At 40.6% G+C, this 12865-nt stretch carries 17 protein-coding genes; 14 read left to right on the top strand and 3 right to left on the bottom strand.

What is annotated here, in order from left to right; genetic code table 11:
* The first annotated feature begins 49 nt into the window (after positions 1-49).
* The 3 genes from AAYR28_RS14330 (at position 50) to AAYR28_RS14320 (ending at position 3001) form a co-directional block, all read left to right on the top strand.
* Entirely contained in the window at positions 50-1192 is a 1143-nt protein-coding gene (locus tag AAYR28_RS14330) for an AI-2E family transporter (RefSeq protein ID WP_024423275.1), read from the top strand.
* 127 nt (positions 1193-1319) lie between these two features.
* Positions 1320-2153, top strand: a complete 834-nt coding sequence (locus AAYR28_RS14325; protein WP_025094210.1) for an undecaprenyl-diphosphate phosphatase — start codon at positions 1320-1322, stop codon at positions 2151-2153.
* 374 nt (positions 2154-2527) lie between these two features.
* Positions 2528-3001 (top strand): hypothetical protein, encoded by a 474-nt coding sequence (locus AAYR28_RS14320; protein ID WP_024423274.1) that lies wholly within the window; start codon positions 2528-2530, stop codon positions 2999-3001.
* 35 nt (positions 3002-3036) lie between these two features.
* Here the strand turns inward: AAYR28_RS14320 and bioB are convergent, their stop codons facing one another.
* From bioB to AAYR28_RS14305, 3 genes are all read right to left on the bottom strand, one after another.
* Positions 3037-4032: a biotin synthase BioB gene (gene bioB / locus AAYR28_RS14315; protein ID WP_024425912.1), complete on the bottom strand. Its 996-nt coding sequence runs from the start codon at positions 4030-4032 to the stop codon at positions 3037-3039.
* Positions 4033-4183: 151 nt separating this feature from the next.
* Positions 4184-4534, bottom strand: a complete 351-nt coding sequence (locus AAYR28_RS14310; protein WP_120207590.1) for a hypothetical protein — start codon at positions 4532-4534, stop codon at positions 4184-4186.
* Positions 4535-4751: 217 nt separating this feature from the next.
* Positions 4752-5129, bottom strand: a complete 378-nt coding sequence (locus tag AAYR28_RS14305) for a helix-turn-helix domain-containing protein (protein WP_024425910.1) — start codon at positions 5127-5129, stop codon at positions 4752-4754.
* Positions 5130-5288: 159 nt separating this feature from the next.
* Between AAYR28_RS14305 and AAYR28_RS14300 the strand changes: the two genes are divergently transcribed.
* The 11 genes from AAYR28_RS14300 to AAYR28_RS14250 all read left to right on the top strand — a co-directional run bounded on the left by AAYR28_RS14300 (position 5289) and on the right by AAYR28_RS14250 (position 12861).
* Entirely contained in the window at positions 5289-5504 is a 216-nt protein-coding gene (locus AAYR28_RS14300) for a helix-turn-helix transcriptional regulator (RefSeq protein ID WP_259455901.1), read from the top strand.
* 45 nt (positions 5505-5549) lie between these two features.
* Positions 5550-5702 (top strand): hypothetical protein, encoded by a 153-nt coding sequence (locus AAYR28_RS14295; RefSeq protein WP_162860191.1) that lies wholly within the window; start codon positions 5550-5552, stop codon positions 5700-5702.
* Positions 5680-5922, top strand: coding sequence for a hypothetical protein (locus AAYR28_RS14290; RefSeq protein ID WP_345808864.1), 243 nt, complete (start codon positions 5680-5682; stop codon positions 5920-5922). The genes AAYR28_RS14295 and AAYR28_RS14290 overlap by 23 nt, the downstream gene beginning before the upstream one ends.
* A 50-nt stretch (positions 5923-5972) precedes the next feature.
* A complete protein-coding gene (locus AAYR28_RS14285) occupies positions 5973-6374 on the top strand; it encodes a holliday junction resolvase (protein WP_345808863.1) in 402 nt (133 codons plus the stop codon).
* On the top strand, positions 6371-6577 hold the full coding sequence (locus tag AAYR28_RS14280) for an XtrA/YqaO family protein (protein WP_024423268.1): 207 nt from the start codon (positions 6371-6373) through the stop codon (positions 6575-6577). Before AAYR28_RS14285 ends, AAYR28_RS14280 begins: the two co-directional genes overlap by 4 nt.
* A gap of 131 nt (positions 6578-6708) precedes the next feature.
* Entirely contained in the window at positions 6709-7227 is a 519-nt protein-coding gene (locus tag AAYR28_RS14275; protein ID WP_024423267.1) for a sigma-70 family RNA polymerase sigma factor, read from the top strand.
* Between the two features lie 152 nt (positions 7228-7379).
* A complete protein-coding gene (gene terS, locus AAYR28_RS14270) occupies positions 7380-8024 on the top strand; it encodes a phage terminase small subunit (protein ID WP_024425907.1) in 645 nt (214 codons plus the stop codon).
* Positions 8021-9334, top strand: coding sequence for a PBSX family phage terminase large subunit (locus AAYR28_RS14265; protein ID WP_412056638.1), 1314 nt, complete (start codon positions 8021-8023; stop codon positions 9332-9334). Before terS ends, AAYR28_RS14265 begins: the two co-directional genes overlap by 4 nt.
* On the top strand, positions 9331-10788 hold the full coding sequence (locus tag AAYR28_RS14260) for a phage portal protein (RefSeq protein WP_345808862.1): 1458 nt from the start codon (positions 9331-9333) through the stop codon (positions 10786-10788). The genes AAYR28_RS14265 and AAYR28_RS14260 overlap by 4 nt, the downstream gene beginning before the upstream one ends.
* A 38-nt stretch (positions 10789-10826) precedes the next feature.
* On the top strand, positions 10827-11915 hold the full coding sequence (locus tag AAYR28_RS14255; protein ID WP_034624551.1) for an XkdF-like putative serine protease domain-containing protein: 1089 nt from the start codon (positions 10827-10829) through the stop codon (positions 11913-11915).
* Positions 11916-11937: 22 nt separating this feature from the next.
* Positions 11938-12861, top strand: a complete 924-nt coding sequence (locus tag AAYR28_RS14250; RefSeq protein WP_024425904.1) for a phage major capsid protein — start codon at positions 11938-11940, stop codon at positions 12859-12861.
* The last annotated feature ends 4 nt before the right edge of the window (positions 12862-12865 follow it).

Below are 12865 nucleotides of genomic sequence, written 5' to 3'. Positions count from 1 at the left end.
AAGTAGTGTACAATTTACTCATAAAATAGCCCGTGTTTGGAGGAACGATATGAACTCTATGCAAATGTGGAGCAGTCGATTTAGAAAATTTTTTCTTGATAACAAGTTTGTTCTCTTTTTACTCGTCCTGTTATTAATTGGATTGAATATCCTTGTTTTCATGAAAACATCATTTATTTTCACACCGCTCATTGTACTCGTCAAAACCATTGCCTTACCGATTATTTTAACGGGGGTCGTGTATTATTTATTAAATCCAATTGTCAACTTGCTAGAGAAAGCAAGAATCAAGCGGATCTATTCCATTTTGCTTTTATATATTGTCATTATTGGGATTATTACAGTGACCATCGTGTCCATTATTCCTTTTTTACAAGCTCAAACCATGAGTCTCTTTCATAATCTTCCGAAATACGTCGATACAGTAGAAGATCAAATTAGACAATTAACAGGAAGTAACTTTATTAATCAAGTGCAAAACTCGATGAACTTTAACGTGTCTGAATTAGTAAGTAAAGCATCCAGTCAAGCGACGAAGATTTTGGAAAGCACCTTTACCGGTGTAGGAACATTCTTAGGGGCGCTCACAGAAGTCATCATCTCGATCGTGACTGTGCCGTTTATTCTGTTTTATCTATTAAAAGACGGTAAAAAGCTGCCTGACTATCTATTGAAATTTTTCCCAAGTAAAATGAGGGAACATACACATATCATGCTTCACGAAATGAACCACCGTCTAAGCTCGTATATTCGCGGACAGATCATTGTCAGCTTCTGTATCGGTGTTCTTCTGTTAATCGGTTATATGATCATTGGACTTGACTATGCGCTGCTGCTCGCTATCATTGCTGCATGTACAAGCATAGTGCCTTACCTTGGTCCAACAATTGCGATTACACCAGCGATTGTGATTGCACTTGTGACGTCACCAGTAATGCTGCTAAAACTCATTATAGTCTGGACAGTGGTTCAGCTCGTTGAAGGGAAATTCATTTCTCCTCAGGTGATGGGGAAAAACCTTCATATTCATCCCATTACGATTATTTTTGTTATATTAACAGCTGGTAAATTGTTCAACGTGGTCGGCATCATTGTCGCTATTCCGACGTATGCCGTTCTGAAGGTCATCACGACTCACTTATTTGATTGGTTCAAAATGCGGTCTAATTTGTATAAAGAAGAAAAGGTTTGATGTCATAATCTTTTTTTGAAAAAAATATAGTATCATAAAGACGAGCTTTCGATGAAGGAAGCTTGTCTTTATGTGGACATAGATGTTTGGCGTGTTCAAAAGATCAGAATTGAAAGGAAAGAAAATCATGAATCTATGGGATTTATTCGTGGCACTGGTTTTAGGAATTGTCGAAGGATTAACAGAGTACGCACCTGTTTCATCTACAGGTCACATGATCATTGTCGATGATCTTTGGTTAAAATCAAAGGAAATTATTACGCCAGAAGCGGCCAACACATTTAAAGTCGTGATTCAGTTAGGCTCAATTTTAGCTGTCATGATCGTGTTTAAAGATCGTATTTTAAACTTATTGGGCTTAAAGAAAAATATCACCGAAGAGCAAAAGCGCAGCGGGCATAAACTGACTATCGCCCAAATTGCAGTTGGACTTGTTCCAGCCGTCATTTTAGGATTCTTATTTGAAGATTATATTGATAAATACTTATTTGACGTCAGAACAGTCGCTGTCGGTTTGATTTTAGGGGCAGTTCTGATGCTTGTCGCTGACTGGATCAATAAACGGAAAACAGAAACAAGCTCTGTCGATAACATGACTTACAGACAGGCGCTTTATATTGGACTGTTTCAATGTTTAGCATTATGGCCAGGATTTTCGCGCTCAGGTTCAACGATCGCAGGCGGGGTTATTCTTGGTTTGAATCACCGTGCTGCGGCAGACTTTACATTTATCATGGCGATGCCGATTATGGCAGGAGCAAGCTTGTTAACCCTTGTGAAAAATGCCGAATATTTAACACCGGATATGCTGCCATTCTTTATCGTCGGCTTTGTGAGTGCGTTTGTTGTGGCTCTCTTTGTTGTTCGATTCTTCCTAAAACTGATCAATAAAATCAAACTGGTGCCTTTTGCGATATACCGAATTATCCTAGGTGTGATTTTATTTATCCTGTTCATGTAATACTGTAAACTACTCTTTTATAAGAGTAGTTTCAGCGTGTAGACAAACCCTCGCATTCTTTGTCAGTCCTGCGCGCTGGTGCTCACGAATGTCAAATTCGCTCCGCGCCAGTGCTCATCCTTCCTAGACTGCAAAGGTTTTCTATCATGCTGAAAAAAAGACAAAGAGCTAAAATAAACATCATTTTAGCCCTTTGTCAACAATCTGAAAAAACTACTCTTTTATAAGAGTAGTTTTTTTGTGATTTCGCCTAATTAAACAGTAAAAATACCCTCTTAATTGGTAGAATAAGAATTTTTTTCATAAATTAGTGTTTAAGAGACAGATGAGGGGGTAGTACATAAACATACCAATTAAAGGAGGAGTTAGAAATAATGAGAAAAACAAGCAAAATGTTTGTTGGTTCTGTCATCGCTACGTCAATGATTGCTGCCCCTCTATCTCTTACGACTTTTGGTCAAACGGCTGAAGCTGCTACAACAACAGGTGTTGATGGAAGTGTCTCAATTGATCCAGTAGCCATTGCCGATAAAATTGAACAAGCAGTAAAATCATCTCAAAATCGTGATGGATTCGTAAAAAATGCGGCATACAGTGCGTTCTATGAAGCAGGTCAAAACTACAACGTAGTTGTCCAAAACTTAAGCCAAGACCACGACTTTAGCGGTCTGAACAATGTTGTCTACTATGATAGTGTTGAATATGACGGTATTACGTTTGGTATTTGGGTATTTGAAGATGGTACGTTTGTCAACAATGGTGACGGTGGATATATTAACTGGACGTTTGTTGGCAGCTTTGACCGAGAAGATGGAAGCGGAACTGTCGATTTTCATAAAAGATTCTAATCTTAAAAGTCTGCCGGTGAATCGGCAGACTTCTTTTATAACGCACATTCTTCTATTTCAAACCCTAAATCCTCAATGATGTGATGATCCGTTTGGACTTGCTGGCCTTTTGTTGTTAAATAATCACCAACAAAAATGGAATTTGCGGCATACAGTGCGAGCGGCTGGAGTGTCCGTAAATTAAACTCTCTGCCTCCGGATACCCGAATTTCTTTTGTTGGGTTGACAAATCTCATCATTGCCAGCACTTTCAATGCTTTGATCGGGTGTGTTCGTTTTTGATGCTCAAGCGGTGTTCCTTCGATGGCATGAAGAAAGTTGACTGGAATTGAATCCGCATCAAGTGCTCTGAGCGCAAAAGCCATTTCAACAATTTGCTGATTGGTTTCACCCATTCCAATAATGACCCCTGAGCAAGGTGACATGCCAGATTGTTTGACCTGCTCAATGGTCGACACGCGGTCATCGTATGTATGAGTTGTCGTAATGTGAGCATGATGATCATGATGTGTATTGATATTGTGATTATACCGATGAACACCCGCTTCCTTCAGCCGCTTCGCTTTTTCTTCATTTAATAACCCAAGACAGGCACACACCTTCAAAGGCATTGTTTCAGTGATCTCCTTGACTGCTGCTGTGACTTCATCTAATTCCCTATGAGAAGGCGCTCTCCCGCTTGCCACAATACAATAAGTCCCGGCTTTTCTTTTGAGAGCTTCACGCGCACCAGCTACAATGGTCTTTTGATCAAGCATTGTATATCTTTCAACTGGTGCTTTTGAAATCATCGACTGTGAACAATATCCACAGTTCTCAGGGCAATATCCACTTTTCGCGTTAAAAATCATATTTAATTTCACCTTTTTTTGAAAAAAATGAAATCGCACTTGATAGGCTGCATGCATAATAGGTAACAATTCTCTATCGTCAGCTTCAAGAATGTCTAGACCCTCTTGCGCCGTGATCGGTTCATTTTTCATCGCCTTCTCCGCTATTGCTTCCCAAGACAAAGACAGCTGCTCTCTCATCATGAATGCCCCCTTAATATGTTAACTTATATTTATTAAAAGTTAACATATTGGGCGGATGTTGGCAATCATGATTCAGATGAAACCAACTCTAAACACCAAAAGGCGATGACTTCATGTCATCGCCTTTAGATATGTAAAGCTAGATTGTTTATCGAACAGTAATATAGTTAATCACAAGCTCGCCTAGTGAATTATAGTAGGAAACTGTTACAGAACCGCGTTGTACAGCGCGAATCCAAGTGAAGTTTGGAGCTGTTTGATCTAATTGAATCGCATACGTTGCACCCGACACAGAAATTTGGTTTGCTGGAAGAGAGACGGCGATTGAAGAACCTACAGAAAGTGTACGGTTCACCGTAATTACTTTATTCATAATAGGAGCTTTTGCTATGACTGGTTCTTTTGGCTGTGCAGCTGCATGAGCACCTTCAGTTTGAGAGAACGTAAGAGCACCTACAGCAGCTAAAGACAATGTACAGATTTTCATGAATTTTTTCATCGGTAACACTCCTTTTTTTGGTATATACATATATTAATAATAATAGAATTATTTGTCAATTAATATATATGAAAAAAAGAGTAATTATGGTGAAAATTGTCACATATTTGTTGGAAAAGACATGATTTTTTATTCATATGCTATTTCTTTTTTAAGGGAAAAAGAGGTATAAAAAAAGCTGGGTTTGTCCCAGCGTAAAGCAGATGAAAAGAGATGATCAATTGTCGTCACGCTTTTTTGGCTGACGACCTTTTTGCTTCTCTTTCTCTCTAATGTAGTTAATAAAATCGATGGTTTGTCTTCGTGCTTCTTCGGAAAAATCTGAGGCTGCTTTAAACGCAATTTGCAAATCAGGATCGTCTGCAAGATCGTCATCGGGTCTGCCTTTGTCCTTACCTGTGAGAAGATAATCGGTTGAGACCCCATATAACTCGGCAATTTTCACAATCATTTCACCGTCGGGTTTTCTCAAGCCGTATTCCCAGTTTGCATAAGTGGACATTGCCTTTAATCCGAGTTTTTTAGCAACTGTTGACTTGCTCCATCCATGCTTCTCTCTTAATTCAGTTAGAATCTTCCCAGTCAAATTATCCATCAGAAACACCTTTTTTCATGTTATGAATAAATTTTATCATGAATTACACGGAAAAGATAAATAAATACACAAAAAGAATAAAAATGCGGTTGACTTACTCGTTTCGTGTATATTATCATAATGAATATAACTTACACATATTGAGTAAGAGGTGGAAAGATGAAACTTGAAAATTTACGAGAAGAGCGCATATTGCAAGGAAAAACACAAACCTATATGGCGAAAAAATTGGGATATAAGTACACAAGCGGCTATGCGAATATCGAAATGGGCAGAACGAAGCCTAGCTTAGAAATAGCAAAGCATATTGCAGATCTGCTGAATACCGGGGTTCAAGAGCTTTTTTTTTGGCCAAAAGTTACACGAAAAGAGTAATCCTTTAAAAGAAGATCGGTTCTTAGAAAAGGGGAGACGAGCAGAATGAATATTGAACATCCAATGGTGACTCAGATGAGTGACTTTGGTTATCCAAAAAGCTATTGGTTATATGACATGAAACGATATGGATACCAAACAGAAATTGAGGACAGCTTGGAGGGAGCTGAAGAAGATGAGACATCAGCTGACGTTTGATGCTAGAAAAGAAGCGCAGCTTTGTTTAGACCAAGCTGGCGGCTGTATCGCCTTTCATCGTCAGAAACCAATGTTTGTTTTTGCCACAGCAGAAGAGAAAGAGACATATATGACCCTCCTGGAGGCTAAGGTCGATGATACAAAAAAGGAGGAATCAGGGCAACGTGAAACGATGGAAGCAAATCATGACATTTTTGAAATGCTTGCTCAAAGCGAGTAAAAACGAACAAGACATCCGCCAGTGGTCAAAGGATGACGGGAGATCATAACATGGTCATCCATTTAATTATTGAACATGAGCATTTGTTAACAAAAGAGACATTGATGAAAAGATTACGATCAGCTGCAAAAGGGCAATGCCCGCAAAAATTAAAAGGCGCACTATCACTTGAAATTCGTTTATTTGATCACATGCCATTTGACATAGCTGACTGCCAAAAAAAGCGTACATACGCAGAAAAAGGGTTGATACGCCCAGTACACGTCAGCATCTTTCAGCCGAATCTACAGCATATTCAAGAAGCACTTCATTCTATAGCTGATGAAGTCCCTCTGCAGATGGTCGATTTAAGAGTTTCCCAGTTTTATAGTATGTGTCCAAGAGTTGAAATCATTATCAATACGGTAGGTGGTGGCACGAGGCCATCACCAAAAAAGGAGACAAGCAGATGAACGAGCCAAAACAACTATTCATTCAAGAAAACCAAACATTTGTCGGTGAGATGGAAAAAGGAAAAATTCAAGTCATCGTGTTAGATGGGAATGTAGGAACGGCTTATAAAATGGATGTACCTGAACATGGAAAAACCATTATTCAAACGGCAAAAGGTCATTTTGCAAGAGTAGATCACGAGATTGGTTTTAAAATCAGCTAACTGACTGAACACATCAAAGCACAATATTATGTCCAAGACGGAAAGCCTGCGGACACTGATCAAGACCCTGCTAAAAGGGGGCCTGATTGGTGTCCGTTTTTTATTTTCTTAAAAAAAGGGAGAGAGCCAATATGCAAGATTTACTCATTGAATATAAAAGAGCTTTAAAGAATGCTAGAAAACAATATGAACCATTTAAAGAAAAAGAAGAACATCAGCTGTCCGTTCAAGACAAGCATGATAAAAAAATGATCGCCAGTATGGTAAGCGATCTGGAATACGTAGTAGAATGGCTTCAAATCGGAAGAGAGCCAGGTGCGCGCAGAGGATTAGACAGACGTTCAGTCTATCAGCGTACCATTCTCGCAAATCCAGAAGTGTTAGAGGCTTTATCACATGAATATACCCTTATTCAAGAGAAAGAAAGAGAAGTCAGTGAGAGAGACAAAAGACGAATTGATGAAGCTTTGTCTGTTTTAACAGATCGAGAAAAGGACGTATTCTTTATGCACACAACACAAGGGTTATCGTTTAGCGAGATTGCGGTTATGCTGGATGTCAAAAAAGGAACTGTCCAAAAACATATGGAAAGAGCGCGGACGAAGATGTCCAAAAAAGTACAAGAACGCCTATTCAGAGCTGCTGAATAGGCGTTTTTTCTATCCGAAAATAAATCAGTGAAAGCTTGTCTTACAGTTGCCACCTATAGTTAGAAAGACCAAACGAATGTTTGCTAGCCCTACACAAATGATTCCTTCAGAGGGAATCATTCGAATTAAAAGGAGGCGGCAGGTGAATGTAAATGAAAGATAAACGGATAGAGGCCAAGCAGGATTATATGAAGGGGATGACGTACCAGCAAATTGCTGATCATTACAATGTCTCGATCCATACCGTCAAATCGTGGAAAAGGCGATACGGATGGCAAAGACAAAAAACTTCGTCAAAGCAAGCACACTCGATTTTCAATCAATTTCTTTCAGATGAAACGATTGAAATCATGGAGAAAATGGATGGACGCACATCGCTTGATTTAATCTGGGATCAAATTCAAATTCAATATGCAGCCATTATTCGGGCGCAGCGAATCATGTATGTAGCAGATCAAGAGGACATGATCAAAGAGCTGAAAAAGGCGGCATACATGCCTTCTTCATTAGAAGAAACAGGAGAAGGCATTCAGACAGAACTAGACATCACCTCAGAAGAATATTCGTTTCAATTTTCATGGGATCGGCATGCGACGTTTTTAAATGCACAATCCCGTGCAATGGGTGAACTCAGGCGTTTAATAAAACAGTTTGAAGAGCTCGCACATGCGAAGGATGAACGAAGATTAAGGCTGAAGCAAATTGAACTGACAATCGAAAAAACGAAAAAAGCAGTGCGTGAAGAAAAAGAGGAAGATCTTCAAATCATGATCAAGCGAAAAGAGGACGACTCATGACGCCATTGATTGAAAAAGAAGTCAATCCTCATTTTGAACACTTTCTATTCGATTGGAATCAAAAGTTTCAATTTTTAGTAGGAGGCTATGGCTCATCCAAAAGCTATCACATTGCTTTAAAGCTTGTCTTAAAACTGCTGGAAGAAAAGCGGACAGCACTTGTCATTCGAGAGGTGTATGATACGCACCGCGAATCAACCTTTTCTTTATTACAAGAGATCGTCAGCGACCTCGGCATCGACCACGTGGTAAAGTGCCGAAGTTCGCCGCTTGCACTAACATTTCGAAACGGCAGCAGCATCCTATTTAAAGGACTGGACAAGCCTGAAAAATTGAAATCGATCAACAACATTTCGATCATTTGGATTGAGGAATGTTCAGAGGTTTCTTATGAAGGCTTTAAAGAGCTGCTTGGAAGGCTGAGGCATCCATCCTTACCGCTTTATATGATGTTATCGACGAATCCTGTTGGTCAGGATAATTGGACGTACAGACATTTTTTTCGAGATGAACAGCTGAAGCGATTTGTTTTAGATGACGAAACATTATACAAAAAGCGAACCGTTGTCATCAAGGATACGTATTACCATCACTCCACGGCGGAAGATAACCTATTCCTTCCTAAAAGCTACGTGAAGCAGCTGGATGAGCTGAAAGAGTATGATCCAGATCTCTATCGCATTGCGAGGAAGGGGTATTTCGGCATTAATGGCACAAAGGTTTTTCCTCAATTTGAGGTGAGAAGCCATTCTGATGTATTAGAAGCCATTCAGCAGATTGACAGACCGCTGAAACGAGCAGGCATGGATTTTGGATTTGTTGAATCATACAATGCGCTCATTCGGTTAGCTGTCGATCATGAAAAAAAGTACTTATATATTTATTGGGAATATTACGACCGCGGGAAAACAGATGATGAAACAGCCACTGACTTGAAAGAGTTCATTGAATCAAAGGAACTGATTAAAGCCGACGCAGCCGAACCTAAAACCATTCACTATTTTCGGCAGCGCGGCTTTCAAATGGTAGCGGCACATAAGTTCCAAGGCTCACGTTTGCAGTATACAAAAAAAATCAAACGGTTTAAGAAAATTATTTGTTCTGATGCTTGTCCATATACCATCTATGAACTTCAATCACTAACCTATAAGGCAGATAAGGATGGACGTCTAGAGGAAGATGAATTTCAAATCGATCCGCACACTTTATCAGCCATCTGGTATGCGCTGGATGATTATGAAGTGACAGATTTGAAGCAGACCGCCTCAGAGCGTGTCCGTCCACACAGAGAGAGGAGGTCCATACAATGAAACAATTGAAAGCAACCATTATGAAGGCAAACATGTCTGATCATACAAAACAAATGTATGCAGATGAATTTTCCTACGAAAAAGATGACATTGTTCCCCCGCCTTACAATATCAATGAATTAAAAAGCATGGCAGAATATTCAACCATTCTTCAGCAATGTATTGATGCGTATAAGACCAATATTTTAGGCTTTGGTTTTGGTGTAGAATATGCCTTTGACTTTAATGCAGAAGGTGTGAAACCGGCAAAAAAGAAAGCAGCAGAGAAGGAATGGACAAGGCTTGAAGAGTTTACGAAATACATGAACTATGATGAGTCTGCTGATGTGGTGCTTGGCTATGTCATCGAAGACCGGGAGAAAACGGGGAATGGTTTTTTAGAGGTTCTCCGAGATGGTCAGGGAAAGCCGGCAGGAATCGAGTATTTAGATGCGCTCCATATCCGTATTTGCAAGCTTAGTGAGCCAGTTGACGTTGAATTCCGGCATACAGAAAACGGCGAATTGAAAACAATGAATCGAAAGAAACGATTCCGTAAATATGTGCAGGTGATCAATGAAAAGAAAGTCTTCTTCAAGGAGTATGGTGATCCGCGCATTTTACATTGTGAAACAGGCAAATACGATGACACCACCCCAGAGCCGCTGCGCGCAACAGAAGTGATTCATTTTAAAATAGGCAGTGGAACGTATGGGATTCCCCGCTGGATTGGCAACATCGTCAATATGTATGGGGCACGCAAGGCAGAAGAATTGAACTATCTTTATTTTAAACAAGGGCGGCATGTACCTGGTGCCATCATTGTCGAAAATGGAATGCTGTCTGAGTCTTCCTATCAGCAGCTTCAGGATTATATGGACGATATTGAAGGCTCTGATCATGCACATAAATTTCTATTGCTTGAAGTCGAAGGTCTCCCGACGGAAAAAGGGTTAACTGGAGAAGAAGATGTCTCAAATGTCAAAGTGAACTTCAAATCCCTAGCAGAGATCTTGCAAGAAGATGCACTCTTTTTAGAATACGATGAAAAAACAAGAAACAAAATCCGATCTGCTTTTCGCCTGCCGCCTATTTACACAGGTGAGTCTCAAGACTATAACAAAGCGACAGCCGATACGGCGCGAAAAACAACAGAAGAACAGGTATTTCAGCCTGAACGGCATCTCATCACAGGAAAGCTCAATACCCTTTTCTTGCCGGATCTTGATATTTGGCATGTTCGTTTCCTATTAAATGGTCCTGACTTTAGAGATCCATTAGAGATTGCCAAGGTTCTGACACCGTTTATTCAGGCTGGGGCAGTGTCACCAAACGATTTGCGAGATCTAGCAGGACGTATCCTTGGGAAAACGTTAGAGGAATGGCCGGAGGATCTCTATCACAGACCTTTAGAAAGCCGCATGACATCAGCCGAACAAGAGCCTCAACGAGAGGCCAATCAGTTGAAGAAATAAACCGAAGCGCATGCGCTTTTTTGAAAGGGGGTGAACATATGCCAAGAGAATTAAAAAACGCAAAAATTACGCATGTTTCCTATGTGGACAGAGCCGCAAACAAAAAGAAATTCTTTTTGATGAAGGCAAAGAAAAGCCAGCCTGACTTTCAAAAGGAGGTTAGTGTGCTGACAAAGGCAGAAGATGCTCATCGCCTTGTGTATGGTGTCGTGTATGAACCGAATACACCTGATGCACATCAAGACTTTATGTCTGCCAAAGAAATTGAAAGAGCGGCACATGGTTTTATGAAGGATGCCCGCCACATTGACAAGCAGCATGATTTTCAACATGGTGTGGGCGAGGTTGTTGAATCATACATTGCCCCCGCTGATTTTGAGGTAGGCGGTGAGCTGATTCGAAAAGGATCTTGGGTACTTGTAACAAAGGCTTCCCAAGAGATTTGGGATCAAATTCAGAAAGGCCACATTACAGGGTATTCAATGGCTGGAACGGCGGACATCGTAGCAATAGAAGAACAAGATCAGCTCCTATCTCAAAGCACAAATGAGAGAGGGCTTTTTTCTTTGCTGAAAAATTTCTTTTTGAAAGAGGAAGGTGCAAACATGTCACAACAATTTTGGAGCGTTTTAGACCATCTGCTGGAAGCCTTACAGTCAAGTGATGGTGATGAGGCGGGTGTAAGATCAGCGCTTGAGCAATTGCTGCCAATCGTGCAGGACATTTTGAAGACAGAGGATGTGCTTCAAACGATTGGTGAAAGGCCAGCCTCCGTACAAAAACAAGATGCCGCTCTGACAACGGAGCAAGTACAAGAGCTTGAAAAAGCAAAAATGGCCATTGAACACGTCTTACAGCAGGCAGAACAGCAGGAAACAGATCAAACAGAGGAAGAACCTGTCCAAAAGGTGCTTGAGCAAGTCGTTGCACCGATTCGTCATCAGCTTTCTTCCTTAGAGAAATCAGCCAGCAGAGAAAAAGCAGCGCTTGAGCAAGTGCTTCAGCAGCAGCTTTTGCCTATTTCAGAGCGGATTCACATGCTTGAAAAAGCGCGCGGTATGTCAAAACAAACAATCCACGATACACAAAACGACAGTACAAAGCCCATATGGGATGGCTTACTATAAGCCTAAATAAGGAGGAAACAGTGTGAGAAATCAAGAGTTGATTCGCAAGGCCGAAATGACACTTGCCAGCTTAAAAACCGGCGGTCTCATGAACGCAACCCAATCCAACACATTCATTAGAATGATGCAAAATACACCAACCGTTTTAAATGATGCACGTATCATTCCAATGGAAAGTGATTCACAAAAAATCGAAAAAATTGGCTTTGGCCAGCGTATTTTGCGCCCAGCAGAAGAAGGCAAAGCACTTGATGCGAAAGACCGTGTTGTCCCAGCGACAAGCACTGTCCAGCTAAATGCGAAAGAGGTCATCGCAGAGATTCATATGACCTATGACAGCATTGAAAACAATATTGAGAAAGACGGAATTCAGCAGACGATTATGCAAATGCTCGCTGAACGAGCAGCCGTTGACATTGAAGAGCTCATCGTCAATGGCGATACGACTTCAGCAGATCCATTTTTAGCTCAAATGGATGGCGTGAGAAAACAAGCAGTCTCTCATATCGTAGATGCAAACGGAGCGGAAATCAGCCGCCAAATGTTTAAGCAAGCCTATAAAGCGATGCCGTCAAAATATTTACGTGTACCTCAGGATTTCCGTTTCTACACATCCCCAAGCTTAGAAGTTGAATGGAAGGATCAAGTAGCAAACCGCCAGACAGGCCTTGGAGATGCGGCCATTCAAGGCGGACTCTCTTCTGCATTTGGTGTGCCGGTCAAAGGTCTTGCCAATATGCAGCCATATGACGAAGCGGGAACAGACGTATCAGATATTTTGTTGACACACCCTAAAAATATTATCGTAGGTTTCTCTCGTAATATTCGAATTGAAGTAGAAAAAGATATTCGCAGCCGTAAATTTATTATTGTCCTCACAGCGAAGCTAGACAGCAAATTTGAGGAAGAGGATGCTGTAGCAAAAGTGATGAAAGTGAAAGAGTAGGTGA

The sequence above is a fragment of the Bacillus safensis genome, from assembly GCF_039619585.1.
GTDB lineage: Bacteria > Bacillota > Bacilli > Bacillales > Bacillaceae > Bacillus > Bacillus safensis.
The sequence above is the reverse complement of the archived record's forward strand: the minus strand, read 5'-3'. Positions and strand labels throughout refer to the sequence as shown.

Bases quoted from the DNA above. Each gene is read 5' to 3' on its own strand.
- AAYR28_RS14310 (WP_120207590.1), bottom strand. From the start codon at position 4,534: ATGAAAAAATTCATGAAAATCTGTACATTGTCTTTAGCTGCTGTAGGT.
- AAYR28_RS14260 (WP_345808862.1), top strand. From the start codon at position 9,331: ATGAAACAATTGAAAGCAACCATTATGAAGGCAAACATGTCTGATCAT.
- AAYR28_RS14330 (WP_024423275.1), top strand. From the start codon at position 50: ATGAACTCTATGCAAATGTGGAGCAGTCGATTTAGAAAATTTTTTCTT.
- AAYR28_RS14300 (WP_259455901.1), top strand. From the start codon at position 5,289: ATGAAACTTGAAAATTTACGAGAAGAGCGCATATTGCAAGGAAAAACA.
- AAYR28_RS14295 (WP_162860191.1), top strand. From the start codon at position 5,550: ATGAATATTGAACATCCAATGGTGACTCAGATGAGTGACTTTGGTTAT.
- AAYR28_RS14265 (WP_412056638.1), top strand. From the start codon at position 8,021: ATGACGCCATTGATTGAAAAAGAAGTCAATCCTCATTTTGAACACTTT.
- AAYR28_RS14280 (WP_024423268.1), top strand. From the start codon at position 6,371: ATGAACGAGCCAAAACAACTATTCATTCAAGAAAACCAAACATTTGTC.
- AAYR28_RS14320 (WP_024423274.1), top strand. From the start codon at position 2,528: ATGAGAAAAACAAGCAAAATGTTTGTTGGTTCTGTCATCGCTACGTCA.
- AAYR28_RS14325 (WP_025094210.1), top strand. From the start codon at position 1,320: ATGAATCTATGGGATTTATTCGTGGCACTGGTTTTAGGAATTGTCGAA.
- AAYR28_RS14290 (WP_345808864.1), top strand. From the start codon at position 5,680: ATGAGACATCAGCTGACGTTTGATGCTAGAAAAGAAGCGCAGCTTTGT.
- AAYR28_RS14275 (WP_024423267.1), top strand. From the start codon at position 6,709: ATGCAAGATTTACTCATTGAATATAAAAGAGCTTTAAAGAATGCTAGA.
- AAYR28_RS14305 (WP_024425910.1), bottom strand. From the start codon at position 5,129: ATGGATAATTTGACTGGGAAGATTCTAACTGAATTAAGAGAGAAGCAT.
- bioB (WP_024425912.1), bottom strand. From the start codon at position 4,032: ATGAGAGAGCAGCTGTCTTTGTCTTGGGAAGCAATAGCGGAGAAGGCG.
- terS (WP_024425907.1), top strand. From the start codon at position 7,380: ATGAAAGATAAACGGATAGAGGCCAAGCAGGATTATATGAAGGGGATG.
- AAYR28_RS14285 (WP_345808863.1), top strand. From the start codon at position 5,973: ATGGTCATCCATTTAATTATTGAACATGAGCATTTGTTAACAAAAGAG.
- AAYR28_RS14255 (WP_034624551.1), top strand. From the start codon at position 10,827: ATGCCAAGAGAATTAAAAAACGCAAAAATTACGCATGTTTCCTATGTG.